The sequence below is a fragment of the Oharaeibacter diazotrophicus genome, from assembly GCF_004362745.1.
Classification (GTDB): Bacteria; Pseudomonadota; Alphaproteobacteria; order Rhizobiales; family Pleomorphomonadaceae; genus Oharaeibacter; species Oharaeibacter diazotrophicus.
On the sequence record NZ_SNXY01000006.1, the window covers coordinates 755,973 to 781,764 of the forward strand.

The following is a 25,792-nucleotide window of genomic DNA, read 5'->3' on the forward strand; positions in this document are numbered from 1 at the left end:
ACTTGGCGAAGCCGAAGCACGGGGAGGGGTGTCGACCCGCGCCCTCGCCTCTTCCCGCGATCGTCCGCGCGTCGGCGGCACCACCGGCCGCGGCAATGCCACCCTCGGACGCGGCCGCGAGGGCCCCGACGGCGGTGCGCCGCCCATCGATCTCGCCCGCGTGCTGGTGGAGACGATCGGCCGGCGTCGCCCCTTCGGCGACGTCCGCCTCGACGCCGCGGCGATCGCGCGGGCGGGCGGCGTGCAGCAGACACTGATCGAAGGGGCGTTGCGTCGTCTTGCGCTGCTCGGCTTCGTGAGGCCGACCGGGCATGGCTGCTACGTGGCGGCCATGCTGACGGCGCGCCGGACCCGCGAGGAATTCGCGGTTTGGGCGGACGGCGGGGAAACGCCCGCCCCGGCCTCGGCGGCGGCGCTCTGTCGGTTGGCGCTCGAGGCCGGGACGGCAGCGCTCGGCATGGCCGGACTGCCCGACGACCCGGTGGCGCTCGCCCGTCTGCGCGACGTCGAGGCCGCACGCCGGAGCGGCGAGCCGCTGCTCGCCGCCGCGCTCGAGGCGCGCCACCGGCGCCTGCTCGAGACCGAGTTCGTGGCGCGCCTCAAGCTCGCCCACGCCCTGCCCTTCGCGGGTCTCAGCCCGGCTTCCGTCCGCTCTTCAGAGCTTCCAAACGCGCCAGGAACCAGCGCTTGAAGAAGGGATCGGCGTGCATGCGCGCGACGATGTCGCCGTCGCTCTTGCGACGCTCGGTCCATTGCAGCCAGTCGCTCATGTAGCTCATCGCGAATGTCTCCTCCGGTCGGCGTTGCGGAACGGACCGCCGTCGCGGCGGTCCTCAGACCGAACCGCCGGGGCAACGGAAGGTTCCGGGCGAGTGAGCGACCGCGCCCGACCTTGCGGGCCTACACCGTCAGCGCCCGCTCCTCGCGCCCGACCGCACCGAAGATGCGCAGGTAGCGCTCGATCTCGGCGGGGTCGCCTGTCGCCTTGGCCGGATTGTCGGACAGCTTGACCGCCGGACGGCCGTTGACGCTGGTGACCTTGCAGACCAGCGAGATCGGGTCGAGATCCTCGCGTGCCGCGGGAGCACATCCGCGGAAGTCGTTGGTTAGATTGGTACCCCAGCCGAAGGACATGTTGACCCGACCGTCGAAGTGGCGGAACACCTGCTCGATCTCGTCGGTATCGAGGCCGTCGGAGAACACGATCAGCTTGTCGCGCGGGTCCTGGCCCTTGGCGCGCCACCATTCGACGATCTGCTCGCCGGCCTCGATCGGCGGCGCGCTGTCGGGGCGGAAGCCCTTCCAGTGCGCGACCCAGTCCGGCGCGTCGCGCAGGAAGGCGGCGGTACCGAAGGCGTCGGGCAGCACGATGCGCAGGTTGCCGTCGTACATGTCGCGCCAGTCGCGCAGCACCTTGAACGGAGCCTGCCGGACCTCCTCGTCGGTGGTCGCCAGCGCGGCCATCGCCATCGGCAGTTCGTGGGCGTTGGTGCCGATCGCCTCGAGGTCGGACTTCATGGCGATCTCGACGTTCGAGGTGCCGATGAAGGCCTCGCCGAGCCCCTCCTTGAGCGCGTTCACGCACCAGTCCTGCCAGAGGTAGGAATGGCGGCGGCGGGTGCCGAAGTCGGCGATGCGGAGGCCCTTCAGCTTCTGCAGCCGCTCGACCTTGGCCCAGAGCTTGGCCTTGGCGCGGGCGTAGAGCACGTCGAGCTCGAAGCGGCCCATGGTGCGCATCACCGACCGCGAGCGCAGCTCGTTGATGATGGCGAGGGCCGGGATCTCCCACATGGTGGTATGGGTCCACGGGCCGTGGAAGTCGAGCTGGTACTGGCCGTGGCGGCGGCTGAGCTCGTATTCCGGCAGCTGGAAGTCCTTCAGCCACTCGAGGAAGCGCGGCTCGAAGATCTGCTTGACGCCGTAGAAGCTGTTGCCGGCGAGCCAGATCCACTCCTTCTTGCCGAGCTTCAGCGAGCGGGCGTAGTCGAGCTGGGCGCGCAACTCGCCCTCGTCGATGTCGTCGGCGAGGCGAACGTGGCGTGTCCGGTTGATCAGCGAGAAGGTCACCTCGACGTCCTGGTAGCGACGCCAGATCAGCTGCAGCATCAGCAACTTGTAGAAGTCGGTGTCGAGCAGGCTGCGGACGATCGGGTCGAGCTTCCAGCTGTGGTCGTAGACGCGCTTGGCGATGTCGGTGGTCATGGATCCGTCTCCCGAGCGGGGGCCTCGGGGATGTGTCGAAGGGCCGGCCGGGCCGGCCCGGACGGGCGCGACACCGGCGGGCATCATCGCCGATCGCGCCGCAAACGGCAAACCGGGGGACATCGCCATGGACGGTTGCCGAAAAGCGGGAATCCGGGGCCGACCGGCCGAGTCCTTGTCCGTATGAATACATATGCCCGCTGACTTCGCCTCATGCGAGGCGCTAATGTCGGGGCCCCGACTCCAAAAAGCCTTATCGCGCCATGACCGCACTCCCGGGCCCTCGCCCCTCGGGCGAATCCGATTTCGCCGCCCTGTTCACGCCCAAGCTCGTCACCGCGCTGCGCGAGGGCTACACGCTCGAGAAGTTCCGCGCCGACGCCGTCGCCGGTCTGACGGTGGCGATCGTCGCGCTGCCGCTGGCGATGGCGATCGCGGTCGCCTCCGGCGTCGGCCCGGAGCGCGGCCTGTTCACGGCCATCGTCGCGGGCTTCCTGATCTCGGCGCTCGGCGGCAGCCGGTTTCAGATCGGCGGGCCGACCGCGGCCTTCATCGTGGTGGTGTTCAACGTCGTCGAGCGGGTAGGCTACCAGGGCCTCGTGCTGGCGACGCTGATGGCCGGCGTGATCCTGGTGGTGGTCGGCTTCCTGAGGCTCGGCACCTACATCAAGTACATCCCCTACCCGGTCGTCACCGGCTTCACCGCGGGCATCGCGGTTTCGATCGGCGCCAGCCAGCTCAAGGACGCCCTCGGCCTCGACGCCGCCATGCCCGGCGACTTCGTCGCCAAGATGGAGACCATCGCCGGTCACATCGGCGAGGCGCGGCCGGCGACGGTGGCGATCACGGTGCTGTCGATGGCGCTGATCCTGGTGCTGCGGCGCTTCCGGCCGCACTGGCCGGGCTTCCTGATCGCGGTGGTGCTCGGCTCGCTCGCGGTCACCCTGCTCGGCCTCGACTCGGCCACGATCGGCTCGCGCTTCGGCGGCGTGCCGAGCATGCTGCCGGCCCCGACCCTGCCCGCCTTCGACCTCGCGACGCTGCGCGCCGTAACGCCCGACGCCCTCACCATCGCATTGCTGGCGGGCATCGAGAGCCTGCTGTCCGCCGTGATCGCCGACGGCATGACCGGCCGGCGCCACCGCTCCAACTGCGAACTGGTCGCCCAGGGCGTCGCCAACGTCGCCTCGGCGATGTTCGGCGGCATCTCGGCGACCGGCGCGATCGCGCGCACGGCCACCAACATCCGCTCGGGCGCGCGCACGCCGGTCGCCGGCATGCTGCACGCCGCCTTCCTGCTCGCGTTCATGCTGGTGGCCGCGCCGGTGCTCGCCTACGTGCCGCTGGCGACGCTGGCGGCGATCCTGCTGGTGGTGGCCTGGAACATTTCCGAGATCCACCACATCCACAAGATCATGACCACCGGCGGCAACGGCGACCGCTTCGTGCTGGCCGGCACCTTCCTGCTGACCGTCGGCGTCGACCTCACCGTCGGCATCGGCTTCGGCGTGGTGGTGGCCGCGGTGCTGTTCATGCACCGCATGGCCGAGTCGGTGGCGATCGAGCACCACGACCGGCTGTTCGACGAGGACGTCGCCGACCGGCCGGGCGAGCACGAGGATCTCGCCGTGCCACCGAAGGACGTGGTGGTCTACCGCATCCGCGGGCCGTTCTTCTTCGGCGCGACCCAACAGGTCGGCTCGGTTCTGGAACGCATCGGCGACCCGCCGCGGCTGTTCGCGCTCGACTTCTCCGGCGTGCCCTTCGTCGATTCCACCGCGGCGACGGCGCTGCAGAGCTTCGCCGGCAAAGCCGCCCGCCGCGGCACCCGGGTGGCGATCGCCGGCGCGTCGACACAGGTCAGGGCGGAGTTGGAGCGCTTCGGTGTCCGGCCCCCCGAGGTCTCCTACGTCGCGGATGTCGAGGCCGCCCTCGCCGAATAGGCGGCGCGACGCTCAGACGCCGCGCGAGCCGCGGCGCACCACCGAGCCGTCGCCGGCGTGTTCCGGCGGCGGCGCTCCGCTCCACACCCCGGCGAGGACGCAGCGGTTTCGGCCCGCGCGCTTGGCGTCGTAGAGCGCCCGGTCGGCCTCGATCACCAACTGGTCCAGCACGTCGCCGTCGGCGGACGAAACCGCGACGCCGATGCTGACGGTGATGCGCGGCGGCAGCCCGTCCGCCGCCGGCGCGGGTACGACCACCGCCGCCCGGACCCGTTCGGCGAGCGCCATCGCCCGCTCCGGCCCCGCAGCCGGCACGAAGACGACGAACTCCTCGCCGCCGAGGCGGGCGTGGCGGGTCGGGTCGGGGATGGCGCCTCGGATCCGGCCGGCGATCGCCTTGAGGACGAGGTCGCCGACGGCGTGGCCGTGGCCGTCGTTGATCGCCTTGAAATGGTCGACGTCGACCAGCAACACGGCGTCGCCGGCGGCGCAGCGCGCCGGTGTCACCGCGAAGAAGTATCTTCGGTTGTAGGCGCCGGTGAGCACGTCCACGGTCGCCATGTCGACGAGTTCGCGAGCGACGCGCTCCTGGGCGAGCAGGATCACCGCCACGGCGAGCCCGAACTTCATCACGATCGCGATCATGAAGGCGTCGACCGGGCGCGGAATGCCGTCGTAGAGCCCGAGCATGCCGAGCGCCGACGCCAGATGCGTCACCGCCAGGAACGCCAGCACGGCCGAAAGCAGCAGGCGAGCCGGCAGCGGCTCCTGGCGGTATCCCGCCGCCATGGCCCGTCCCGACACCGCGTAGGCGGCCACGGCGGTCAGGTTGAACACGGCGCCGCGGATCCCGTTGTCGGCGTCGAAGTCGGTGGCGAGCGCGATCACGACGAGGACCGCCGGATAGGTCATCACCAGCCAGCGCCGGGCGGAGGCGCGTCGCGTCTCGATCTCGGCGAGCCCGATCCAGAGTGCTCCATAGGCGGCGGCACCTACCACCAGAGTGAAGAGGCGCCAGGACGGCCACGTCAGGATGCCCATTTCGCCCCAGCCCGCCACGGTGGAACCGACGGCCAACAGCAGGAAGGCGAGGCAGAGCGGCGGGGCGCCGAGCCGCTCCCGGCGCACGATCGCGGCATAGGCGAAGATCACCACGCCGACCAGCAGCGAGGTCTTGTAGAGCTCCAGCACGGTGGCCATGTCGAGCGACGGCAAAGACCACCTCGCGAGCGCGCTGGAGAGGGACCCCGCGGGCACGCCGACGGGGCTACCGGATCACCGGTCGCGCCGAGGATAGCCGAAGACCGACATCAGAAGGTTTACGGACCCGAACGACAACGCGACGGGCGGATCGCCGCCCGGTCTCGGTCAGAGCTTCAGCCGTTCCAGGATCTGCTGGACCGCAGCGACGGTGGAAAGGTAGGCCGACGTCAGCGCGAAACCGATCTTCACGGCGTCCGGCGGATCGAGGCGGAAGGCCAGCGCCGCGCTGGCGAACACGAACCACGCCGCCGTCACCGCCAGCGTCAGCGGACGCCAGCGCTCGACCCGGACCGGATGCACGAAGGCGACCGGCATGAAGGTCAGCACCGCGAGCGCGACCACCACGGCGATCACGAACCACGCCGGCGGCTGGAAGACGAAGAACACGAAGACGACGCCGTTCCAGACGGCCGGGAAGCCGCGGAAAGCGTTGTTCTTCATCTTCATGCGGGTGTCGGCGAAGTACATCGCGCTGGTGAAGACGATGATGCCGGCCAGCACCAGCGCGATCGGCGTCGAGGTGAAGCCTGCGGTCACGATCGCGAAGGCCGGCAGGAACACGTAGGTGACGTAGTCGACCACGAAATCGAGCGAGGCGCCCGAGAAGGTCGGCAGGCGCCGTTCCACCGCGAATCGCCGGGCGATCGGGCCGTCGACACCGTCGACGAACAGCGCCACGCCGAGCCAGCCGAAGAACTCCGTCCAGTTGCGCTGGTAGGCCGCGAAGGCGGCGAGCATGGCCAGCACCACGCCGCTCGCCGTGAAGGCGTGGACGGCGAGCGCGATGGCGGTGTTCTGGTGCTTTTCCACGAGGGTCAGCTGCGCCACGGGAACCTCCCGCACGCGAGCGCGGCGGCCGCGGCCGGGCGGAGTGCCGGGGCGAACCCCCGCGTCCTCGAAAAATTGACCAAGCCCGTCTCCATGCGCCTCGAGAAGCCCCTCGTCACAGACCCGTTACATTACCCGAAGAACAGGCCCGACGCCAAGCCGAAGCCGCCCGCCAGGAAGACGATCCCGAGGAAACGGGTGAGAAAAAGCCCCGACGTCGTCTTCTCGAGGCCCATCAGCACGCCGAGCACCGCCATGGCGACGAGATTCATCAGACCGGTGGCGAACATCACCGCCATCATCGCCCAGCAGCAGCCGAGGCAGGCGAGGCCCTCCTCGACGCCGATGCGGAACGCGCCCTCGCCGTCGAGGAAGGCGGCGTGCGGGTTGCGGCAGCGCACGAGGCAGGCGAACTTCAGCGGCGTGAACTGGTAGATGCCGGCGGCGACCAGCACGCTCGCCGACAGCGCGACTCCGGCCGGCGCCATGTGCGGCGCGAGGGCCCCGATCGCCGTGAGCCCCGCCTGCGCCGCCGTCGCGAGCACCGCGAGCGCCAGCCAGACCGAGGTGTAGCCGGCCATCACCGCCGCGGCGGCGCGCCCGCCGGCCGCCGCGTAGACCCGGAAGGTCGGCGCCGCGGTCGGCAGCATCATCGCGAACACCATGGCGGCCCACATCGCGAACACCGTCGCGACATCGACGGCGCCCCAGGCCGACATGCCGGGCATCAGCGGTCCGTGCCCGCCGCCACCGGCCGCGAGCCCGGGCGCGAATGCGGCGATCCGGTCGAACAGCGCGGCGAAGACCGCCATGCCCGGCCCCATGTCGGCGGCGCTGCCGCCGAGCGAGACCGCCAGCACCAGCCAGCCCCAGCCGAGCGCCGCCATCACCAGCACGGCGCCGAGCGTCGCCCGGCGCCAGCCGCGCGCCAGCGCCGCCGCGACGCGGCCGGCGGCAGGTGCGTCGCCGGCCACGGCCGACGCGGGCGCGTTGCTCGGCCGGTCGGCCGTGTCGTCGCGAACCATCGAGATCATGGCGGCACCATCGGCTCCCGGCGCCCTGAAGGCAATCCGGTCCATTGCCGACGTGCCGCCGCTCCCGCCTCTCAGCCGATGCCGTATTCGGCGGCCTTGGCCGGGTCGCGCGCGGCGACCTGGCAGGCGAGGTCGTAGATCACCTTGGCCTGCTTCCAGGTGGCGTCGTCCTGCATCTTGCCGTCGATCATCACGGCGCCGGTGCCGTCGGGCATGGCGTCGAGGATGCGCTTGGCGAAGGCGACCTCCTTCGGGTCCGGCGAGAACACCTTCTTGGCGATGTCGATCTGGGTCGGGTGCAGCGACCACGCGCCGGCGCAGCCCATCAGGAAGGCGTTGCGGAACTGGGCCTCGCAGGCGGCCGGGTCCGAGAAGTCGCCGAACGGGCCGTAGAACGCCTTGATGCCGGCGGCGAGACAGGCGTCGACCATCTTGCCGACCGTGTAGTGCCAGAGGTCCTGCTGGAAGGCGACGCGCGGCGCCGTGCCCGCGGCGTCGGCGAGCACCGCGTAGTCCGGGTGGCCGCCGCCGACGCGCGTGGTCTTCATGCCACGCGAGGCCGCGAGATCGGCCGGACCGAGGCTCATGCCGTGCATGCGCGGGCTGGCGGTCGCGATCGCCTCGACGTTCTTGACGCCCTCGGCGGTCTCGAGGATGGCGTGGATCAGGATCGGCTTCTTGACGCCGTGCCGGGCCTCGAGCTGCGCCAGCAGCTGGTCGAGGTAGTGGACGTCCCAGGGACCCTCCACCTTCGGCAGCATGATGACGTCGAGCTTGTCGCCGATCTCGCCGACGATCGTGGCGAGGTCGTCGAGCACCCAGGGGCTGTTCAGGCAGTTGATGCGGGTCCACACGCCGGTGGCGCCGAAGTCGGTGGCCTTGACCATCTCGACGAAGCCGGCGCGCGCCGCCTCCTTGGCGTCGGCGGGGATGGCGTCCTCGAGGTTGCCGAGCACCACGTCGACCTGACGGGCGAGCTCTGGCACCTTGGCGCGGACCTTCTCGATGTGCGGCGGCACGAAGTGGATCATGCGCTCCACCTTGACCGGCAGTTCGCGGTAGGGCTCGGGCGCGCCGATGGCGAGCGGCTTGTAGAAGGCGCGCGGCGTCTTGACGGTCATGACGGGATCTCCTCCGGTCGGTCGCAACGAGCGCTAACCGATCGCGGGTGCGCCGCACAATGCGCCAAGGGTCGCAACGCCCAGCGTCGGCGGGCCGACGCGGCCCGCACCGGCCGGCGTCAGTCGCGGCCGTCGTCGACCTCGGGCGCCCTGGCGAAAGCCCATTTGCGGTGCGCCCACATCCACTGCGACGGCGTCTCGGCGATCCAGCCCTCGAAGACGGCGTGCATGGCGAGCGCCGCCGCGGCGATGTCGGCCTCGGCGTCGTCGGTGCGCGGCACCTCGACCGGCCGGGCGTCGAGGCGGAAGCGGGCGCCCTCGGTGCGGACGACGCGGCCGACGATCAGCGGCACGCCGAGCCGGCGCGCCAGCACCGCCGGGAAGGTGGCGAGCCGCGCCGGCCGGCCGAAGAAGGGCGCGACGATGCCGGACCGGTCGCGCAGGTCCGCCAACATCCCGACGGCGACGCCCTGCCGCACCAGCGTGCGCAGCCGGATCGGCGTCATCCGCTCGCGCGGGAAGATGCCGGCGTCGTAGAGCGGTTCGCGCAAGCCCCGCAGGAACGACTCGGCCAGCGGGTTCTTCATCGGCTGGTACACCGCCGCGACGCGGAAGCCGGCGAGGTGGATTCCCCAGCCGCAGAACTCCCAATTGCCCATGTGCAGCGAGGCGAACACGGCGCCCTTCGCGATCGCGTCGCGGCAAGGCTCCAGCGCCGTGGTGTCGACGGTGAAGCGGGAACGGTCGGCGGCGAGGCGGGGCAGCAACAAGCCTTCCGCCGCGGTGCGGCCGAGGTTGTCCCACATGGCGAGCAGGATCGCGCGCCGCTCGGCGGCGGAAAGCTGCGGCATCGCCGCGGCGAGGTGCTCGTCGGCGCGGCGATGCCGCGACAACCGCGGCGCCACCAGCCGCCAGATCGCCCCCATGGTCGCCGACGCCCGGTCGACGCCGAGCAGGCCGACGAGACCGGCCACGGCGCGCAGCGCCGCGAACTCGAACCGGTGCGCGAGCGAGGGCGTCGCCGCCGCTTCGGCGGGCGCGGTTCGCGGGGTCGGCTCGGGGCTGTCCGTCATGGCGGGCGTTCGGGGATTCGCGGGGTTCGGGCGGGGCGCGCCGGGTCGGCGTTGACCGCCCCTCGATAACCGTCTAGGCGGGAGAAGGCCAGTCCGCACCGCCCTCCCCGCCTCCCCGCGAACCAGGCTCCCGATGCTCCAGGTCCTCACGCTCGCGACACCCTTCTTCGGGGTGATCCTGATCGGCTTCGTTTCCGGCAAGATCGCCCGCATCCCGCGCAGCGGCCTCGCCTGGCTCGACTTCTACCTGATCTACGTCGCCCTGCCCGCGCTGTTCTTCGACCTGATCTCGAAGACGCCGGTCGAGGAACTGACGCGCTGGACCTTCATCGTCGCCACGACGACGTCGACCTTCCTCGCCTTCCTGATCTCCTTCGCGCTCGGGCGGGCCATCACCGGCTCCGACGTCAAGGTCGCGACGATCCAGGGCCTCGTCGGCTCCTACGCCAACGTCGGCTACATGGGCCCGGGCCTGACCCTCGCCACCCTCGGCAGCGCCGCGGCGGCGCCGACGGCGTTGATCTTCTGCTTCGACGTGGCGCTCGTGTTCACCATCGTGCCGATGGCGATGGCGCTCGCCGGCGGCGCCGAGCGCTCGCTCGGCCACACGCTGGCGCTGGTGGCGCGGCGGATCTTCACCCATCCCTTCATCATCGGCTGCATCGCCGGCGCACTCGGCGCCGTGTTCGAGGTCCACCCGCCCGAGGCGATCCAGGCGACGGTGACCTTCCTGCGCAATTCCGCCGCGCCGGCCGCGCTGTTCGCGCTCGGTGTGACGGTGTCGTTGCAGCCGGTCGGCTCCGGCGCCCGCGAGATCCCGGCGCTGGTGGCGGTGAAATTGCTCGTCCACCCGGCGATCGCCTGGGCGCTGGTGACGCTGGTCGGCGGCTTCCCGCCGGTGTGGATCGAGACGGCCGTGCTGATGGCGGCGATCCCGCCGGCGGCGACCATCTTCGTCGCCGCCCAGCAATACGACACCTATACCCACCGCGCCGCCACCGCGATCCTGGTCGGCACCGCGGCGAGCGTGGTCACGGTCACCGCCGTGCTCTACCTCGCGACCCACGACCTGATCCCGCTGAATCCTTGGGGTGGGTGACGGGGGCCTGGTGACGGTGCGCCGTCAGCGGCTGCGGAACACCACGCAGGCGCCGCCGGCCCGCTTCAGCGCCCGGCAGAGTTCGCCCGCGGCCTCGCGCGTCGCCGCGGGGGCGCGGACCCGGTAGAAGCGGCGGACGCCGCGGTTCCGCAGCCGCGTTCCCACGATCATCGGCTGCGCGTCGCCGAGCACGGCGGCGTAGCGGGCGCGGACGCGCTCGTAGCGGGCGAGCGCGCGCGCCTTGGAGAAGTTGCCGGCGAGTTGGACGCCCCACGGCGCGAACGGCCCCTCGACCGCCGCCTCGGCCGGCCGCTCGATCCGGATCTGCGCGACGAGGTCGACGCAGGGCTTGTCCGCCGCCTCGGGGTCGGCGGGCGGAGCCGCCGCCGCGCCCTTTGCCTTCCAGTCGTAGACCGAGGCGCCGGTGACGAAGGCGACGTAGTCCTCGGTCTCGAGCGGCAGCACGCCGTCGGCGCGGCCGAGCCAGCCGGCGACGCGGGTCGGGCCGCCGTTGTAGGCGGCGGCGGCGAGGCCGAGGCTGCCGAAGCGGTCGCGCAGGTCCGCGATCAGCGCCGCGGCGGCCGGGATAGCCTGCTCGGGATCGAAGGGGTCGAGGAGGCCGCGCTCGGCGGCGGTGCCCGGCATGAACTGCGCGACGCCCTGGGCGCCCGCCCGGCTGGTGACGCCGGTCCGAAAGCTCGATTCGCGCCAGATCAGCCGCGTCATGAAGGCCACGGGCAGGCCGTGGTCGCGCGCCGCCGGCTCGATCAGGTCGCACAGCGCCCGGTCGACGCTCTCCTCCTCGGCCGCCGCGGGCGCGGCGACGGCGAGAACGGCGAGGCAGAGGGTGACGAGGGTCCGGCGCATGGCCGCGACCATGCCCGATCGCGGCCGGCGGGAAAAGCGGGTGGCGGCGGTGGCGCCGCCCGTCAGCCCTTGCCGCCGGAGCGGACCAGCTTGACGATCTGCGCCGGCGGCAGGCCGGACTGTTCGGCGATGCGGCGGTCCTGGTCCTCGATCGCGGCGCGGGCCGGCTCGTCGCCGTCGAGACCGCCGAGCAGCTCGGCCGGGACGCGGCGGTTGGAACGGCGCGAGCCGTCGTCGTAGAACACGTCGAAGAGGACGAAGTCGGACTTCGCCTTGCTGGGCTTGGCCATGGGATGGGTCCTTGGAGGCGCGCGGGGAGGCGGGCGCTGAAGTGGCGCGGAAGGAGCGCGGGCGACCTGTAGCAGGAATGGGCGGACTTGCCACGAAAAACGCGGCCGTCCGGCTCCCTCGCATACCGGCGTGGCGTTTCCGTGACGGCCGGGCCCGCGGCGCCCGGCCCGCTCAGGTGCTGCGCAGCAGCCGCGGGCTCAGACCCTCCCGCATCATGAGCTTGCGCAGCGGGCCGACGTCGCGGGCGAGCTGGAGCAGAACGGCGCGGCCGACCTGGACCGGCAGGAAGTCGGTCAGCAGCGAGCGGTTGAGGAGGTCGACGCCGGTGGTGCGGGTCCACACGTCCGACCGGCGCGCGGCGGCATAGCGCTCGCCGATCGTCTCGGCGGGAAGCCCGCCGCCCGTGCGGGCGCGGCGGACGATTTCGGCGAGCGCGGCGATGTCGCGGATGCCGAGGTTGAGGCCCTGGGCGCCGATCGGCGGGAAGGCGTGGCAGGTCTCGGCCACCAGCACCACCGGCCCGCGGGCGAGCGCCTCGGCGGAAAGGCCCGCCATCGGCCAGAGCTGGCGCGGGCTCGCGACCGTGAAGCGGCCGAGCATGGAGTGGGCCCGGCGCTCGAGGTCGGCGGCGAGCGCGTCGTCGGAAAGCGCGTTCAGGGCCTCGGCGACGGCAGGCTTCTCGATGCAGACCAGCGCCGAGCGCCGAGCCGCGAGCGGGACCAGGGTGAACGGGCCGGTCTCGGTGTGGAACTCGGTCGAGGTGTCGAAATGCGGCGCGGTGTGGTCGAGGTTCAGCACCAGCGCCGTCTGCGGATAGCTCCAGGTCTTGACCGCGATGCCGGCGGCCTCGCGCACCTTCGAGCCGCGGCCGTCGGCGCCGACGACCAGCCGCGCCGTCACCGTGCGGTCGTCTGCCGTGACGAGTTCGGGGCGCGGGCCGGCGAGGTCGAGCCGGTCCATCGTCGCCTCGACGCGGCGGATCCGCCCGTCGGCGGCGACCGCGGCGGCGAGGCCCTCGGTGAGCGCGGCGTTGGCGACGTTCCAGCCGAAGGCGTCGAGGCCGAGCTCGCTGGCGTGGAAGGCGATTTCCGGCGCCCGCACCAGCCGGCGCGTGCCGTCGACCAGCCGCATCGTCTTCAGCGGCGCCGCCCGGTCGGCGACGCGGTCCCAGCCGCCGACGGCGCGCAGCACCTCGACCGAGCCGGCGAACAGCGCCGTCGTCCGATGATCGGCCGGCGGCGCGGGCGGCGCCACCAGCGCCACCTCCGCCCCCGCGGCCGACAGCGCCAGCGCCGCGGTCAGCCCCGCAGGCCCGCCGCCCACCACCGCGATCTCGACGTCGATCGTCCCCATGGCACCGCTCCGGATGTTCACGCCGTTGTTCTGGCGCGGGCGGGCCGGTTCGGCAAGGCGGGTGCGACGCGGACAGGGCACTCGCCGGACGTTTCTATTCATCCTTCCCCTCAGGGGAAGGTGGCCCGAAGGGCCGGAAGGGGTCGTCTTCGTGGGTCGGGCCAAGCACGTTTTGGACGAAATGGAGCCTCGTTCAAATTCAAAACGGGCAGGCTGACGGGAAGAAGGGCGACCCCTCCCCCTCGCTTCGCTCGGCCCCTCCTCCCCTTGAGGGGAGGGATGGAAGGCCGCTCCAAGCGATCGCCCTGGCGACGCGGATGCCGCTCGCGCCCCTCAGCGCGACGAGCGGATGACCTGGACGTCGAGATCCCGGATCTTCTTGCGCAGCGTGTTGCGGTTCACACCCAGGAGCTCCGCCGCCTTGATCTGGTTGCCGCGCGTCGCCGCAAGGGCCGCGCCGATCAGCGGATACTCCACCTCCTTGAGGATGCGGTGGTAGAGGCCGGGCGGCGGCAGGCCGTCGCCGTAGCCGGAGAAATACTTGGCGAGGAAGCGCTCGACCGAGGTCGACAGCCCCTCGTCGCGCGGGGTCTCCTCTTCGACCGGCACGATCGAGGGCGTGGAGAGCTCCTGCTCGATCAGGTTCACCGTGATGGTGTCCTGCGGGTAGAGCGCGGCGAGGCGGCGGACGAGGTTTTCGAGCTCGCGGATGTTGCCCGGCCAGCGGTAGCGCTTCAGCCGTTCCACCGCGGCGGGCTCGATCTGCTTGGAGGGCAGGCCCTCCTTTTCCGCGAGGTTGAAGAAGTGCCGGACGAGGTCGGGGATGTCCTCGGCGCGCTCGCGCAGCGGCGGCAGGCGGATCGGCACCACGTTGAGGCGGAAGAACAGGTCCTCGCGGAAGAGGCCCTGGTTGATCAGCTGGCGCAGGTCCTTGTTGGTGGCCGCGACGATGCGCACGTCGGTCTTGATCGCGGTGCGGCCGCCGACGGTGGTGTACTCGCCCTGCTGCAGCACGCGCAGCAGACGGGTCTGCGCGTCCATGGGCATGTCGCCGATCTCGTCGAGGAACAGCGTGCCGCCCTCGGCCTGTTCGAAACGTCCGGCCGAGCGGGCCTGGGCGCCGGTAAAGGCGCCCTTCTCATGGCCGAACAGCTCGCTCTCGATCAGGTCGCGCGGGATCGCCGCCATGTTGATCGCGACGAAGGGGCCGGAGCGGCGCTTGCCGTAGTCGTGCAGCGCGCGCGCCACCAGCTCCTTGCCGGTGCCGCTCTCGCCGGAGATCATCACCGTGAGGTCGGTCTGCATCAGCCGGGCGAGGACGCGGTAGATCTCCTGCATCGCCGGCGAGCGGCCGACCAGCGGGATGTTCTCGCCGCCCTCGTCGCCGTCATCGGTGCGCTTGCGGTTCTTCGGCTCGGCGAGAGCCCGGCCGACGATGCCGATCAACTCCTTGAGGTCGAAGGGCTTCGGCAGATACTCGTAGGCGCCCTTCTCCGAGGCCCGGATCGCCGTCATGAACGTGTTCTGCGCGCTCATCACGATCACCGGCAGGTCGGGCCGGAGCTTCTTGATGCGCGGCAGGAGGTCGAAGGCGTTCTCGTCGGGCATCACCACGTCGGTGATGACGAGGTCGCCGTCGCCCTGGCTGACCCAGCGCCACAGCGTCGCCGCGTTGGAGGTCAGGCGGACCTCGTAGCCGGCGCGCGACAGGGCCTGATTGAGCACGGTCCGGATCGCGCTGTCGTCGTCGGCGACGAGGATGCTGCCGGTCGGCATGGATTGTTATCCTTCTTGGGATCGTCAGTCCGAGGACTTTTCGGTGAAGGCGGGGAGGAGGACGCGGAAGACGGTGCGACGGGGCTGGCTGTCGCACTCGATGACGCCGCCGTGGTCGCCGATGATCTTGGCGACCAGCGCGAGGCCGAGGCCGGTGCCGTTGGTCTTGGTGGTCACGAAGGGGTCGAACATGTGCGACTGGATCTCCTCGGGCACGCCCGGGCCGTTGTCGCGCACGCAGAATTCGAGCGGCAGGCTGACGCGCTCGCGCGCGCCGGGAACCGACAGCCGCACGCCCGGCCGGAACGCGGTCGACAGCACGATCTCCGCGTCGGGCGTGTCGTCGAGCGCCTCGGAGGCGTTCTTGACGAGGTTGAGGAACACCTGCACCAGCTGGTCGCGGTTGGCGTAGACCGGCGGCAGCGACGGGTCGTATTCCTCGAGGATGCGGATGCCGCGGGCGAAGCCCGACTGCGCCAGCCGCTTCACGTGCTCCAGTACCGCGTGGATGTTGACCGGCTCGCGCTCGATCGGGCGCTCGTCGGAGAACACCTCCATGCGGTCGACCAGCTTGACGATGCGGTCGGCCTCGTCGGTGATCAGCTGGGTCAGCGCCCGGTCCTGGTCGTCGACCGACTGCTCGAGCAGCTGGGCGGCGCCGCGGATGCCCGACAGCGGGTTCTTGATCTCGTGGGCCAGCATGGCCGCGAGCCCGGTCACCGAACGGGCGGCGCCGCGGTGGGTGAGCTGGCGGTCCATCTTGTCGGCCATGGTGCGCTCCTGGAGCATCACCACCACCTCGCCGGTCGGCTCGGGCGCCGCGAAGATGTCGACGACGCGCTCGCCGCCGTTGCGCGGGGTGCCGACGTCGACGCGGTACTCGTTGACGCTGGAGCCCTGTTCGCGCACCTGCTCGATCAGCGTCAGCAGCGGGCTGCCGAACGGCACGAAGTGCTTGAGCGGATGGCGGGCGAGCACGGTCGCGCTCGCCTGGAAGAACACCTGCGCGGCGTCGTTGGCGGCGCGGACGTGGTCGTCCGCGCCGACCTGGATCACCGGGTGCGGCAAGGCGTTCAGGATCGAGACCTCCCGCGCCGACGCGGCGGTGCGGTCGTCGTGGCTGCGGCGCTCGGCCTTGCTCATGCGGCCCTCCTCGCGGGATCGGCGTCTGGCACCCCGTCGAACCAGCGCCGGATGTCGGCGACGACCGACGAGGGTTCGTCGGCGGTGAAGATGCGCGCCTTCAGCGCGGCGGCTTCGGCGTCGGCGCGCGGGACGCGGTCGAGCGTCCAGCCGACGTGCTTGCGGGCGATCCGCGTGCCGAGCGCCTTGCCGTAGAGCGCGAGGATCGCCTCGTAATGCTCCAGGATCACGTCGCGAATCTCGTCCGCCGACGGATCGGCGTCGGAGCCGCCGGAGGCGAGCGCGGCGGCGATGGCGCCGGGCGCCCACGGCCGGCCGTAGGCGCCGCGGCCAACCATGACCGCGTCGGCGCCGGAGGCGGCGAGGGCCGCGCGGGCGCTTTGCGCGTCGACGACGTCGCCGTTGACCACGACCGGGATCGAGACCGCCTCCTTGACCGGGCGCACCGCGGCCCAGTCGGCGGTGCCCTTGTAGAACTGGCAGCGGGTGCGGCCGTGCACCGTGACCATGGCGACGCCCGCCGCCTCGGCGCGGCGGGCGAGTTCGGCGGCGTTGAGGCTGCGCTCGTCCCAGCCGAGCCGCATCTTCAGCGTCACCGGCACGGAGACGGCGCCGACCACCGCCTCGATCAGCGTCGTCGCATGATCGAGGTCGCGCATCAGGGCGGACCCGGAATAACCCGTGGTGACACGCTTGGCCGGACAGCCCATGTTGATGTCGACGACGTCGGCGCCGCCGGCCTCGGCGCGAATCGCCCCCTCGCGCATCCAGCGGGCCTCGCGGCCGGCGATCTGGACGACGTGGGTGCGGATGCCCTCGCCCTCGGCGCGGGTGACCGTTTCGGGATCGCCTTCGAGCAGCGTCTCGCAGGCGACCATCTCGGAGACGACGAGGCCGGCGCCGTGACGCTGGGCGAGCCGGCGGAACGGCAGGTCGGTGACGCCTGACATCGGCGCCAGGAACACGCGGCCGGGCAACTCGACCGCGCCGATGCGGAGCCCGCCAACCCGGGGCTCACTCAGTTCCGCCGACGGCCGCAGGGCCGACTCGTTCATGCTCATTCACTATGCACCGGTTTGTCGTGCTCACATTTTACGCAGCGCGCGCGCGGGCGCAAGCCGATATCGACGGCTTGCCCACCGGATTGCCAACACCTATTGCGTTCTGGTGAAAAGCCCGGGACGACAGCCCGCGGCGGACGACCCGGAGTTATCGCGACGTGGCCATTTCTTCACCCAGGGTTGCCGTCGTCGTGGTCGCCGGCGGGCGCGGCCTGCGCGCCGGCGGCGAGGTGCCCAAACAGTATCGCCTGCTCGGCGGACGGCCGGTGATCGCCCGCACGATCGGCGCCTTCCTCGCCCATCCCGCGGTCGCGACCATCCTGCCGGTGATCCATCCGGACGACGCCGCGCTCTATGCGGCCGCCGCGTCCGGCTGGCGCGATCCGGCGGGGCGGGTCCGCGCGCCGGTGCTCGGCGGTGCGGAACGTCAGGCGAGCGTCCGTGCCGGCCTCGAGGCGCTCGCGGCCGACGCCCCCGACCTCGTGCTGATCCACGACGCCGTCCGCCCCTTCGTCACGCCCGCCGCGGTGGACGCCGCGATCGCCGCCCTCGCCGACCACGTCGCGGTGGTCGTCGGAACGCCGGTGGTCGACACCGTCAACCGCACCGACGCCGCCGGCGCGGTGGTCGAAACCGTCCCGCGCGAAGGCCTGTGGCGCGCCGCGACGCCGCAGGGCTTCCGCTTCTCCGCCATCCTCGCCGCCCACCGCGCCGCCGCCGCGGCCGGCCGGAACGGCTTCACCGACGACGGCGCCGTCGCCGCCGCCGCCGGCCACGCCGTCCACATGGTCGCCATCGCCGAAGGAAACGTGAAGTTGACGACACCGGCCGACTTCGCCGCCGCCGAGGCCCGCCTCGCCGCCGAGACCTTCCTGCGCCTGCCCGACGTCCGGGTCGGCGTCGGCTACGACGTCCACGCGCTCGAGCCGGGCGACGCGGTCTGGCTCGGCGGCGTCCGCATCCCGCACGACCACCGGCTCAAAGGGCACTCCGACGCCGACGCCGCCCTGCACGCCCTCACCGACGCCATCCTCGGCGCCATCGGCGACGGCGACATCGGCCGCCACTTCCCGCCGTCGGACGAGCGCTGGCGCGGCGCGGCGTCGTCGCTGTTCCTCGCCGACGCGGTTCGCCGCGTGCGCGAGCGCGGCGGCGTCGTCGCCCACTGCGACGTCGCCATCGTCGCCGAGGCGCCGAAGATCGGCCCGCACCGGGAGGCGATGCGTGCGGCGATCGCCGCCGCCTGCGGCATCCCGGTCGACCGGGTCGGCGTCAAGGCCACCACCAACGAGGGCCTCGGCTTCACCGGCCGGCGCGAGGGCATCGCCGCCATCGCCACCGCCACGATCCGCCTGCCGTTGCCGGAGGACGACGCGTCGTGACCGACCTGTCCCCGCTCCACGCCCGCGCCGCCGCCCTGCTCGACCGCTGCCGCGCCGCCGGCGCCGTGATCGCCACGGCGGAGTCCTGCACCGGCGGCCTGATCGCGGGCCTGCTCACCGAGATCGCCGGGTCGTCGGACGTGGTCGACCGGGGCTTCGTCACCTATTCCAACGCCGCCAAGACCGACATGCTCGGCGTGCCCGCCGACCTGATCGCGGCGGAGGGCGCGGTGTCCGAGCCGGTCGCCCGTGCCATGGCGGAAGGCGCCCTCGCCCGCTCGGCCGCGACCCTCGCCGTCGCCGTCACCGGCATCGCCGGCCCCGGCGGCGGCTCCGCCGACAAGCCGGTCGGCCTCGTGCATTTCGCCCTCGCCGCCAAAGGCCGCCCCACCCGCCACCGCGCCTGCCGCTTCGGCGACCGCGGCCGCGACGGCGTGCGCGCGGCGACGATCGCGGTGGCGTTGGAGATGCTGGAGGAGGCGACGGGCTGAGGCGGCCGGCTCGCTCAAGGCGAGTAGTCGCAGGCCTTCTGGTCGTTCACCCAGCAAGCGACGGACATCAGCGTGTCGAAGGCGTTGCCGAGAGAGCCGTAGACGTTCCGCTCGGGGCTGCCTTGGACGGCGTAGAGCCAAGCGGCGTTCCGCCGTGCCGGCACGACGTAGAGGAGTTCGCGTGCCACACCGCAGAAGCGAGCGCGCGCGGTTCCGCCCGGCAGCTTGCCGGCGTGGTGCACGATGAAGGCCTGCTTGTCCGGGGCGCCTTGGCGGACCCAGGCAGGGTAGGATCTTTCCTTCGTCCACTCCGCGCCGCTGTTCTCGTAGATCACGATGGTGTCGAACAGATCCCGGTACTGAGCGGCGTGCGGCCACGCGGCCGTATCCTCGGAGTAATCACCCCCGTTGAAGACGGTGTACGCGCTCGCCCCGAAAGCCAGATACACGGCCTTTCGAATATCGCGATAATAATCGACATTGCTCTTGTTTGCGAGATTGACGTCGAGAAATACGCCGTCGACCTTGGGGTAGAACTTTTTATAGTACGACAGGTTCGTGGCGATGTCGCCGACGGGCCGCTGCACGCTCGGCAGCTTGCCGGGTTGCGGCTTCTGGTAGGGGTGAACATAGGCGAGGATCAGCGCGCCCGCCGCGTCGAGGCGATCGACGACGGCGGCGTAGTCCGGCGAGAAGTCGCTGTCGTCGTCGAGTTCGCCGTTGTTGGCGTTGACGATGACGGCCAGCCTGAAACCGGCCCGCGTCGCCGCGCGGGCGGAGGCCACGAGCTTGTCCCACTGCTCCGGTGCGCCCGGGTCGGTCGGATAGAAATACGCGGGCACGATGATGTTCAGGCTGCGCTTGGCCGTCAGCGCGGGACAGACCGGCGTCTCGGCAAGGGCGGGCTCCATGATCCCGATCGAAGCGGCCACGGCGAGCGCGGCGGCGAAGCCTCGCGACAGGATGCTGCCCATGTCCCTCTCTCCCGACGTCCGATGGCGACGGAAGAATCTTAACCAAAACCTGGAGCTGTCCGCAACGCGCGAATCACCGCCGGTGAGTGGTGCTTCGCGCGTCCCTCCTCACCCCACCCCGTAGACCGCATCCGCGCGCGCCTCGAACGCGTCGGCGAACTTGCGGAAGGCGCGGTCGAACATGGCGCCCATCAGGGCGCCGAGGGTGCGGCTCTTGAACTCGTAGGCGATGAAGAAGCCGACCTCGCTGTGGTGGTCGTCGATCGGCCGGAAGGTCCAGCGGTTCTCGAGGTGGCGGAACGGGCCGTCGAGATATTCGACGACGATCTCGTTCGCCGCGCGGTCGAGCGTGACCTTGGAGGTGAAGGTCTCGCGCACGAGGGCGTAGGACACGGTCATGTCGGCGACCATGACCTCGCGCCCCTCCGGCAGCGCGCGGCGGGCGCGCACGACCAGGCTCTCGCAGAGCGGCACGAACTTCGGATAGGTCTCCACGTCGGCGACGAGATCGAACATCGCTCCGGCGGGGTGACGGACCTTGCGGGTGGTGCTGAACGACGGCATGGCCCTGCTATGGGGCAGTCGCGCGGCCCTGTCCAGACCCGTCGGCGACCGGCACGGCGACGGCCGCGCTCCAGCCCGCGCCGCGCTCGTTGGCGGCGGCCAGCTTGCGGGCGAGATCCTCGCCGAGCAGTCGGTAGACCGCGGTGGAGACGACGTCGTCGCGGCCGGCCTCCGCCGCAAGTCGGGCCGGATCGAGCGCCAGCACCTCGCCGTCCTCGGCCATGGTGACGGTGGCGCTCGCCGGCCGACCGGTCAGGAAGGCCATCTCGCCGACCACCAACCCGGCACCGCGGCGGGCGACCTCGCGGCCGCCGGCGACGACGGCGCAGCTGCCGGTACGGACTACGAAAAGCCGGCGCACCGGCCGGCCCTCCTCGGTGAGGTTGGCGCCGGCCGGCAGCGTCTCGAAGCCGCCGCAGGCGAGCAGGCGGACGAGCCGGGCCGGATCGAGCACCGGGAAGGTCGCCTTCAGGAAGGCGCGCTGCTCCGGCGAGATCGCGAGCCCGAAGCGGCCGCGGAGGATCACGCCGATGTGGAACAGGTTGATGGCGACGAAGATCGCGCTCCAGGCCAGCCCGGCGCCGAGGTCGCCGCCGGAATAGGCGAAATAGATCATCTCGAGCACGATCCCGACCACTGCCAGGACGCGCAGCCACAGCATGCTGGAGACGAGGTAGGAGAGGGTCAGCGCCAGATAGGCGGCATGGCCGAACGGGCTCGCGCCGTCGAACAGGGCGGCCCGTACCGCGGCCGCCGCCTCGCCGAACGTCCACTCCATCCGGTCCTCCCCGCCACACCCCGACAGAGGGGCATGGTAGGCCGGACCGGCGGTCGCGAAAACCACCTATGCGCGCCGCGCGCCCCCGTTCGGCGGGAACGCCGACGCGGTCCGCGGGCGCTCAGCGGCCGGCGAGACGGGCGGCGCGGTTGGCGCGCAGGCGCTCGAAGTCCTCGCCGGCGTGGTGCGACGAGCGCGTCAGCGGGCTCGACGAGGCCATCAGGAAGCCCTTGGCGAAGGCGACCGCCTCGTAGGACTTGAACTCGTCGGGGGTGACGAAGCGCACGATCGGGTGGTGCTTGCTGGTCGGCTGCAGATACTGGCCGATGGTGATGAAGTCGACCTCGGCCGAGCGCAGGTCGTCCATCAACTGCAGCACCTCGTTCCGCTCCTCGCCGAGGCCGACCATGATGCCGGACTTGGTGAAGATCGTGGGATCGAGTTCCTTGACCCGCTGCAACAGGCGGATCGAGTGGAAGTAGCGGGCGCCGGGGCGCACCGTCAGGTACTTCGACGGCACGGTCTCGAGATTGTGGTTGAAGACGTCCGGCCGGGCCGCGACCACCACTTCGAGGGCGCCGTCCTTGCGCAGGAAGTCCGGCGTCAGCACCTCGATCGTAGTCTTCGGTGAACGGGCGCGGATAGCGCCGATCACCGCGGCGAAATGGGCGGCGCCGCCGTCGGCCAGGTCGTCGCGGTCGACCGAGGTGATCACCACATGGCTGAGGCCGAGCTTCTCGACCGCGATCGCGACGTTGTCCGGCTCGGCCGGGTCGAGCGGGCCGGGCATGCCGGTCTTGACGTTGCAGAAGGCGCAGGCGCGGGTGCAGGTGTCGCCCATGATCATCATGGTCGCGTGCTTCTTCGACCAGCACTCGCCGATGTTCGGGCAGCCGGCCTCCTCGCACACCGTGACGAGGCCGTTCTCCTTGACGATGCCGTGGGTCTCGCGGAACACCGGCGAGCCCGGGGCGCGCACGCGAATCCAGTCGGGCTTGCGCTGGATCGGATTGTCGGGCCGGCGCGCCTTCTCGGGATGGCGGGGCTTCGGCGGGTTCGAGATGGTGTCGACCAGCGTGACCATGGGTGCTCGCGTCGTCCTCTCCGTGGGGCCCCGCCGCCCGTCCGGGCATGGTGTCGCGGCCGCGTCTCCTCGTCGCACCAGATGCACCAGCGCGGCGGTTTTCTCAACGGGTGCGGTGCACGGCGGCCATGCGCGCCGGGCGGGACCGCCGCGTCAGCGGCCCTCGCCGCGGATCGCGCGCCAGCCGAGGATCAGCACGACGGCCCCGATCACGCCGGCGACGAGGTTGGCGACGAGGCCGTGGGTCGAGACGCCGAACTTGCCGGCGACGTAGCCGAACACCACCGCACCGACGACGCCGAGCACGAGATTGGTGAGGAGGCCGTGGTCGGAGCGCGTGAAGCGCTCGGCGAGCCAGCCGGCCAACATGCCGATCACGATGGTTCCGATCAGTCCGACGCCTTGCACGTGCGCGTCTCCGGGTCCGAAGGCGGCCGGGGCGGCCACCCGTCCAAGCGAACATGGGGGACCGGCGGCCCCGGCGCCAGCCCCCGGCCCCGCAGGTCAGGACAGCAGGATCACGCCGTACCAGCCGAGGCCGGCGTAGGTCTCGTAGCCCGGCGTCGCCGAGAAGGCGAGGAAGCCGCCGCCGGGCCGTTCGATCACGCCGGCGGCGCGGCCGGCGGCGTCGAAGGCGATCCGCTCGGTGAGGATGCCATGGCCGTCGGAGGCGGCGATGACGCGGTGGCCGGCGTCGACCAGCAGCACGCGCGCCCGCGCCTTCTCGTCCTCGGTCAGGCGGACGCCGGTGACGACCGTGTGCGCCTGCGGTTCCCAGTCGAAATGGACGGCGAGGACGCCCGTCGCCGCACCGCGCACCGCGCCGTCGGCGCGCACGGCGGTGGCGTAGGTGGCGACCCTGGCGCCGCCGAGCAGCGGCTCGTCGCGGATGTCCTCGGCGTGGAAGTCGTCGCCGGTCGCGAGGCGGCGGGCGGCGCGGAACCAGTCGGCCTCGGCGACGCTGCGGCCGACGACGTCGTGGCGCTCGGGTCGGCCGGAGGCGATCACCGTGCCGTCGAGATCGACCAGCCAGATGTCGAGGTAGACGGTGTAGGCGCGCAGCACCACGCCGAGCCGGGCACCGGCATGGCGGCACTCGGCCGCCCCGGCGCTCGCCGCGGCCGCGACCACGGCGGCGTCGGTCGCCCACCAGCGCACGTCGCAGGTGCGTTCGTACAGGTTGCGGTCGATGATCTCGATGGCGTTGAGGGCGAGGTCGACGAGGCGCTGGCCCTCGGCGCTGCGCGCCATCGCGCTCGCCATCGCCGACAGCGCCTCGATCTCGGAGGCGACCTCGGTCTCGAGCGCCTGCGACAGCGCCTCGACCTCGTCGGATATGCCGCGGACCTCCTGCGACACTACCGCGAAACCACGCCCGGCGTCGCCGGCGCGCGCCGCCTCGATCAGGGCGTTGAGGGCGAGGATGCGCATCCGCCGGTTGATGGCACGGATCTGCCCGACCTTGCCGATGGCGACGTCACGGGCCGCCTCCGACTTCCGCGAGATCGCCTCGATCGTCAGTTCACTCATGCGGGCACCGTCCCGAACGCATCGCAAAGCGCTTGCAACACGTGTGTATAGTGGCGATCAACACCGCGAAATCAATGACATATTGTCAAAAGAATGGTCAAAAATGAAGCAGGTCCAACGAAAGTCGAAATTGTATTAAGTCGTGCTGATGGCCGATGAAAGACGTGTGCAGATCAGTATGAACACGCACAACCTCCCCCACCCGTGCGACGTCTCCCCGGATCGCCGCGAGTTGGCGATGGCGGTGTTCGCTACAGGTCACTGGACGGTTCGCGCGCGAGATGGCACGGTTGCCGTGCCCAAGCCCTAGATCGTTCGTCGGGCGAGATCGCGGGCGGCCCGGTGGAACGAGAGGGCCGGCGGGTGACGCCTCGCGGCCGGACGGGGCGTGTTCGCCTTCGATTGGCACCACACGGGCGAAAGGCCCGGCAGGGCGCCGACCGGATCGCAGTGACCGAGGTCGCGACATGTCGCGACCTCGGTCTTGGCGCATCAGATGTGGATCGCGCGACCGTAGGCCGAGAGCACGCTCTCGTGCATCATCTCGGACAGCGTCGGATGCGGGAAGACCGTGTGCATCAGGTCCTCCTCGGTGGTCTCGAGCTGCATCGCCACGACGAAGCCCTGGATCAGCTCGGTGACCTCGGCGCCGATCATGTGGGCGCCGATCAGTTGGCCGGTCTTGGCGTCGAAGATCGTCTTGACGAGGCCCTCGGGCTCGCCGAGCGCGATCGCCTTGCCGTTGCCGACGAACGGGAAGCGGCCGACCTTGACGTCGTAGCCCTCTTCCTTCGCCTTCTTCTCGGTGAGACCGACCGAGGCGACCTGCGGGTGGCAATAGGTGCAGCCCGGGATCTTGCGCTTGTCCATCGGGTGGACGTGCTTGCCGGCGATCGCCTCGATCGTCAGCACGCCCTCGTGCTCGGCCTTGTGGGCGAGCATCGGCGGGCCGGCGACGTCGCCGATGGCGTAGACGCCCGGCACGTTGGTGCGGCCGAGGCCGTCGGTGACCACGCAGCCGCGTTCGATCTTCACGCCGAGCTTCTCGAGGCCGAGATTCTCGATGTTGCCGACGACGCCGACGGCCGAGATGACGCGGTCGACGGTGATCTCCTGCTTGGAGCCGTCCTTGAGCTCGACGGTGGCGGTGACGTCGTCGGCGCCCTTCTTCAGGCCGGTCACCTTGGCCTCGAGCAGGATCTTCATGCCCTGCTTCTCGAAGCGCTTCCTGGCGTGCTCGGCGATCTCGTGGTCCTCGACCGGCATCACCTGCCCCATCACCTCGACCACGGTCACCTCGGCGCCCATGGTGCGGTAGAAGCTGGCGAACTCGATGCCGATGGCGCCGGAGCCGACCACCAGCAGCTTCTTCGGCATCGTCTCGGGGACCATCGCCTCGAAATAGGTCCAGACCAGCTTGCCGTCGGGCTCGAGCCCGGGCAGCACGCGCGGGCGGGCGCCGGTGGCGACGATGACGTGCTTGGCCTTGTAGGTGCCGGCGCCGAGCGCGCCGCGCGGGGCGGGGTTCGGCTTGCCGTGCTCGGTCTCGGCGGCGGCGGCGACCTCGACGGTGCCCGGCGCCGACAGCGCGGCGCGGCCCCAGATCACGTCGACCTTGTTCTTCTTCAGGAGCCCGCCGACGCCGGCGTTCAGCTGCGCCGACACCCCGCGCGAGCGCTTGACGATCGCGGCGGGATCGAAGCCGACGCCCTGCACGGTCAGCCCGTAGGCCTCGGCGTGGGTGGCGTAGTGGTAGACCTCGGCCGAGCGCAGCAGCGCCTTGGTCGGGATGCAGCCCCAGTTCAGGCAGATGCCGCCGAGGTGCTTGTTCTCGACGACGGCGGTCTTGAAACCGAGCTGCGCCGAGCGGATGGCGGTCACGTAGCCGCCGGGCCCGCCGCCGATGACGATGACGTCGTAGTCGGACATGTCTCG

The 25,792-nt window shown here is 71.4% G+C and carries 25 protein-coding genes; 5 read left to right on the forward strand and 20 right to left on the reverse strand.

Features of this window, described 5'->3' with window-relative positions; genetic code table 11:
* The first annotated feature begins 28 nt into the window (after nucleotides 1-28).
* Nucleotides 29-691 (forward strand): hypothetical protein, encoded by a 663-nt coding sequence (locus tag EDD54_RS03625; protein WP_126536488.1) that lies wholly within the window; start codon nucleotides 29-31, stop codon nucleotides 689-691.
* Here the strand turns inward: EDD54_RS03625 and EDD54_RS22840 are convergent.
* Nucleotides 633-779, reverse strand: a complete 147-nt coding sequence (locus EDD54_RS22840; RefSeq protein WP_165644312.1) for a hypothetical protein — start codon at nucleotides 777-779, stop codon at nucleotides 633-635. The two genes, EDD54_RS03625 and EDD54_RS22840, sit on opposite strands and share 59 nt — an antisense overlap.
* A 121-nt stretch (nucleotides 780-900) precedes the next feature.
* Nucleotides 901-2,202 (reverse strand): nicotinate phosphoribosyltransferase, encoded by a 1,302-nt coding sequence (gene pncB, locus EDD54_RS03630; protein ID WP_126536486.1) that lies wholly within the window; start codon nucleotides 2,200-2,202, stop codon nucleotides 901-903.
* Nucleotides 2,203-2,465: 263 nt separating this feature from the next.
* Here pncB and EDD54_RS03635 point away from each other — a divergent pair, with 263 nt between their 5' ends.
* A complete protein-coding gene (locus tag EDD54_RS03635) occupies nucleotides 2,466-4,145 on the forward strand; it encodes a SulP family inorganic anion transporter (RefSeq protein WP_126536484.1) in 1,680 nt (559 codons plus the stop codon).
* A 12-nt stretch (nucleotides 4,146-4,157) separates the two neighbouring features.
* On the opposite strand, the gene EDD54_RS03640 is transcribed toward EDD54_RS03635, so the two are convergent.
* The 5 genes from EDD54_RS03640 to EDD54_RS03660 all read right to left on the reverse strand — a co-directional run bounded on the left by EDD54_RS03640 (nucleotide 4,158) and on the right by EDD54_RS03660 (nucleotide 9,464).
* Nucleotides 4,158-5,360: a GGDEF domain-containing protein gene (locus tag EDD54_RS03640; RefSeq protein WP_126536482.1), complete on the reverse strand. Its 1,203-nt coding sequence runs from the start codon at nucleotides 5,358-5,360 to the stop codon at nucleotides 4,158-4,160.
* A gap of 153 nt (nucleotides 5,361-5,513) precedes the next feature.
* Complete coding sequence (locus EDD54_RS03645; protein ID WP_208112144.1) at nucleotides 5,514-6,236, reverse strand: CDP-alcohol phosphatidyltransferase family protein; 723 nt, start codon at nucleotides 6,234-6,236, stop codon at nucleotides 5,514-5,516.
* A 131-nt stretch (nucleotides 6,237-6,367) separates the two neighbouring features.
* Entirely contained in the window at nucleotides 6,368-7,270 is a 903-nt protein-coding gene (locus EDD54_RS03650) for a DUF2182 domain-containing protein (RefSeq protein WP_166653430.1), read from the reverse strand.
* Nucleotides 7,271-7,341: 71 nt separating this feature from the next.
* Entirely contained in the window at nucleotides 7,342-8,391 is a 1,050-nt protein-coding gene (locus EDD54_RS03655; protein ID WP_126536478.1) for an HpcH/HpaI aldolase/citrate lyase family protein, read from the reverse strand.
* Between the two features lie 119 nt (nucleotides 8,392-8,510).
* Nucleotides 8,511-9,464, reverse strand: coding sequence for a lysophospholipid acyltransferase family protein (locus EDD54_RS03660; RefSeq protein WP_165644761.1), 954 nt, complete (start codon nucleotides 9,462-9,464; stop codon nucleotides 8,511-8,513).
* Nucleotides 9,465-9,597: 133 nt separating this feature from the next.
* On the opposite strand from EDD54_RS03660, the gene EDD54_RS03665 reads away from it, so the two are divergent.
* On the forward strand, nucleotides 9,598-10,563 hold the full coding sequence (locus EDD54_RS03665) for an AEC family transporter (protein ID WP_126536474.1): 966 nt from the start codon (nucleotides 9,598-9,600) through the stop codon (nucleotides 10,561-10,563).
* Nucleotides 10,564-10,587: 24 nt separating this feature from the next.
* Here the strand turns inward: EDD54_RS03665 and EDD54_RS03670 are convergent, their stop codons facing one another.
* The 6 genes from EDD54_RS03670 to dusB form a co-directional block, all read right to left on the reverse strand.
* On the reverse strand, nucleotides 10,588-11,430 hold the full coding sequence (locus EDD54_RS03670) for a transglycosylase SLT domain-containing protein (RefSeq protein ID WP_126536472.1): 843 nt from the start codon (nucleotides 11,428-11,430) through the stop codon (nucleotides 10,588-10,590).
* A gap of 62 nt (nucleotides 11,431-11,492) precedes the next feature.
* On the reverse strand, nucleotides 11,493-11,720 hold the full coding sequence (locus EDD54_RS03675) for a hypothetical protein (RefSeq protein WP_126536470.1): 228 nt from the start codon (nucleotides 11,718-11,720) through the stop codon (nucleotides 11,493-11,495).
* Between the two features lie 172 nt (nucleotides 11,721-11,892).
* On the reverse strand, nucleotides 11,893-13,074 hold the full coding sequence (locus EDD54_RS03680) for a UbiH/UbiF family hydroxylase (protein ID WP_126536468.1): 1,182 nt from the start codon (nucleotides 13,072-13,074) through the stop codon (nucleotides 11,893-11,895).
* 333 nt (nucleotides 13,075-13,407) lie between these two features.
* Nucleotides 13,408-14,850 carry a nitrogen regulation protein NR(I) gene (gene ntrC, locus EDD54_RS03685; RefSeq protein ID WP_126536466.1) on the reverse strand — a complete coding sequence of 481 codons (1,443 nt, stop codon included), beginning with the start codon at nucleotides 14,848-14,850 and terminating at the stop codon, nucleotides 13,408-13,410.
* A gap of 24 nt (nucleotides 14,851-14,874) precedes the next feature.
* Nucleotides 14,875-15,993, reverse strand: coding sequence for a two-component system sensor histidine kinase NtrB (locus EDD54_RS03690; RefSeq protein ID WP_126536464.1), 1,119 nt, complete (start codon nucleotides 15,991-15,993; stop codon nucleotides 14,875-14,877).
* Nucleotides 15,990-17,048: a tRNA dihydrouridine synthase DusB gene (dusB, locus tag EDD54_RS03695; RefSeq protein ID WP_281009627.1), complete on the reverse strand. Its 1,059-nt coding sequence runs from the start codon at nucleotides 17,046-17,048 to the stop codon at nucleotides 15,990-15,992. Before dusB ends, EDD54_RS03690 begins: the two co-directional genes overlap by 4 nt.
* A gap of 164 nt (nucleotides 17,049-17,212) precedes the next feature.
* Here dusB and EDD54_RS03700 point away from each other — a divergent pair, with 164 nt between their 5' ends.
* On the forward strand, nucleotides 17,213-18,436 hold the full coding sequence (locus EDD54_RS03700) for a bifunctional 2-C-methyl-D-erythritol 4-phosphate cytidylyltransferase/2-C-methyl-D-erythritol 2,4-cyclodiphosphate synthase (RefSeq protein ID WP_321184112.1): 1,224 nt from the start codon (nucleotides 17,213-17,215) through the stop codon (nucleotides 18,434-18,436).
* Entirely contained in the window at nucleotides 18,433-18,927 is a 495-nt protein-coding gene (locus EDD54_RS03705; protein ID WP_126536460.1) for a CinA family protein, read from the forward strand. The genes EDD54_RS03700 and EDD54_RS03705 overlap by 4 nt, the downstream gene beginning before the upstream one ends.
* 14 nt (nucleotides 18,928-18,941) lie before the next feature.
* On the opposite strand, the gene EDD54_RS03710 is transcribed toward EDD54_RS03705, so the two are convergent.
* The 7 genes from EDD54_RS03710 to lpdA form a co-directional block, all read right to left on the reverse strand.
* Nucleotides 18,942-19,901, reverse strand: coding sequence for a spherulation-specific family 4 protein (locus tag EDD54_RS03710; RefSeq protein ID WP_126536458.1), 960 nt, complete (start codon nucleotides 19,899-19,901; stop codon nucleotides 18,942-18,944).
* Between the two features lie 108 nt (nucleotides 19,902-20,009).
* Entirely contained in the window at nucleotides 20,010-20,465 is a 456-nt protein-coding gene (locus EDD54_RS03715; RefSeq protein WP_126536456.1) for a type II toxin-antitoxin system RatA family toxin, read from the reverse strand.
* Nucleotides 20,466-20,472: 7 nt separating this feature from the next.
* Nucleotides 20,473-21,243 carry a Crp/Fnr family transcriptional regulator gene (locus tag EDD54_RS03720; RefSeq protein WP_126536454.1) on the reverse strand — a complete coding sequence of 257 codons (771 nt, stop codon included), beginning with the start codon at nucleotides 21,241-21,243 and terminating at the stop codon, nucleotides 20,473-20,475.
* A 121-nt stretch (nucleotides 21,244-21,364) separates the two neighbouring features.
* Entirely contained in the window at nucleotides 21,365-22,327 is a 963-nt protein-coding gene (gene lipA / locus EDD54_RS03725; RefSeq protein ID WP_126536451.1) for a lipoyl synthase, read from the reverse strand.
* 153 nt (nucleotides 22,328-22,480) lie between these two features.
* Nucleotides 22,481-22,735, reverse strand: a complete 255-nt coding sequence (locus EDD54_RS03730) for a GlsB/YeaQ/YmgE family stress response membrane protein (protein WP_245515625.1) — start codon at nucleotides 22,733-22,735, stop codon at nucleotides 22,481-22,483.
* Between the two features lie 96 nt (nucleotides 22,736-22,831).
* The gene (locus tag EDD54_RS03735; protein WP_126536449.1) at nucleotides 22,832-23,857 is read right to left on the reverse strand and encodes a methyl-accepting chemotaxis protein; all 1,026 of its coding nucleotides are present in this window, start codon (nucleotides 23,855-23,857) and stop codon (nucleotides 22,832-22,834) included.
* A 492-nt stretch (nucleotides 23,858-24,349) separates the two neighbouring features.
* Nucleotides 24,350-25,786, reverse strand: a complete 1,437-nt coding sequence (gene lpdA / locus EDD54_RS03740) for a dihydrolipoyl dehydrogenase (RefSeq protein ID WP_126536447.1) — start codon at nucleotides 25,784-25,786, stop codon at nucleotides 24,350-24,352.
* Nucleotides 25,787-25,792: the final 6 nt, after the last annotated feature.

What these genes read in the sequence shown, in the direction of transcription:
- EDD54_RS22840 (WP_165644312.1), bottom strand. Translation starts at nt 779, where the DNA reads ATGAGCTACATGAGCGACTGGCTGCAATGGACCGAGCGTCGCAAGAGC.
- pncB (WP_126536486.1), bottom strand. Translation starts at nt 2,202, where the DNA reads ATGACCACCGACATCGCCAAGCGCGTCTACGACCACAGCTGGAAGCTC.
- EDD54_RS03635 (WP_126536484.1), top strand. Translation starts at nt 2,466, where the DNA reads ATGACCGCACTCCCGGGCCCTCGCCCCTCGGGCGAATCCGATTTCGCC.
- EDD54_RS03650 (WP_166653430.1), bottom strand. Translation starts at nt 7,270, where the DNA reads ATGATCTCGATGGTTCGCGACGACACGGCCGACCGGCCGAGCAACGCG.
- EDD54_RS03655 (WP_126536478.1), bottom strand. Translation starts at nt 8,391, where the DNA reads ATGACCGTCAAGACGCCGCGCGCCTTCTACAAGCCGCTCGCCATCGGC.
- EDD54_RS03660 (WP_165644761.1), bottom strand. Translation starts at nt 9,464, where the DNA reads ATGACGGACAGCCCCGAGCCGACCCCGCGAACCGCGCCCGCCGAAGCG.
- EDD54_RS03665 (WP_126536474.1), top strand. Translation starts at nt 9,598, where the DNA reads ATGCTCCAGGTCCTCACGCTCGCGACACCCTTCTTCGGGGTGATCCTG.
- EDD54_RS03670 (WP_126536472.1), bottom strand. Translation starts at nt 11,430, where the DNA reads ATGCGCCGGACCCTCGTCACCCTCTGCCTCGCCGTTCTCGCCGTCGCC.
- EDD54_RS03675 (WP_126536470.1), bottom strand. Translation starts at nt 11,720, where the DNA reads ATGGCCAAGCCCAGCAAGGCGAAGTCCGACTTCGTCCTCTTCGACGTG.
- EDD54_RS03680 (WP_126536468.1), bottom strand. Translation starts at nt 13,074, where the DNA reads ATGGGGACGATCGACGTCGAGATCGCGGTGGTGGGCGGCGGGCCTGCG.
- ntrC (WP_126536466.1), bottom strand. Translation starts at nt 14,850, where the DNA reads ATGCCGACCGGCAGCATCCTCGTCGCCGACGACGACAGCGCGATCCGG.
- EDD54_RS03690 (WP_126536464.1), bottom strand. Translation starts at nt 15,993, where the DNA reads ATGAGCAAGGCCGAGCGCCGCAGCCACGACGACCGCACCGCCGCGTCG.
- dusB (WP_281009627.1), bottom strand. Translation starts at nt 17,048, where the DNA reads ATGAACGAGTCGGCCCTGCGGCCGTCGGCGGAACTGAGTGAGCCCCGG.
- EDD54_RS03710 (WP_126536458.1), bottom strand. Translation starts at nt 19,901, where the DNA reads ATGGGCAGCATCCTGTCGCGAGGCTTCGCCGCCGCGCTCGCCGTGGCC.
- EDD54_RS03715 (WP_126536456.1), bottom strand. Translation starts at nt 20,465, where the DNA reads ATGCCGTCGTTCAGCACCACCCGCAAGGTCCGTCACCCCGCCGGAGCG.
- EDD54_RS03720 (WP_126536454.1), bottom strand. Translation starts at nt 21,243, where the DNA reads ATGGAGTGGACGTTCGGCGAGGCGGCGGCCGCGGTACGGGCCGCCCTG.
- lipA (WP_126536451.1), bottom strand. Translation starts at nt 22,327, where the DNA reads ATGGTCACGCTGGTCGACACCATCTCGAACCCGCCGAAGCCCCGCCAT.
- EDD54_RS03735 (WP_126536449.1), bottom strand. Translation starts at nt 23,857, where the DNA reads ATGAGTGAACTGACGATCGAGGCGATCTCGCGGAAGTCGGAGGCGGCC.
- lpdA (WP_126536447.1), bottom strand. Translation starts at nt 25,786, where the DNA reads ATGTCCGACTACGACGTCATCGTCATCGGCGGCGGGCCCGGCGGCTAC.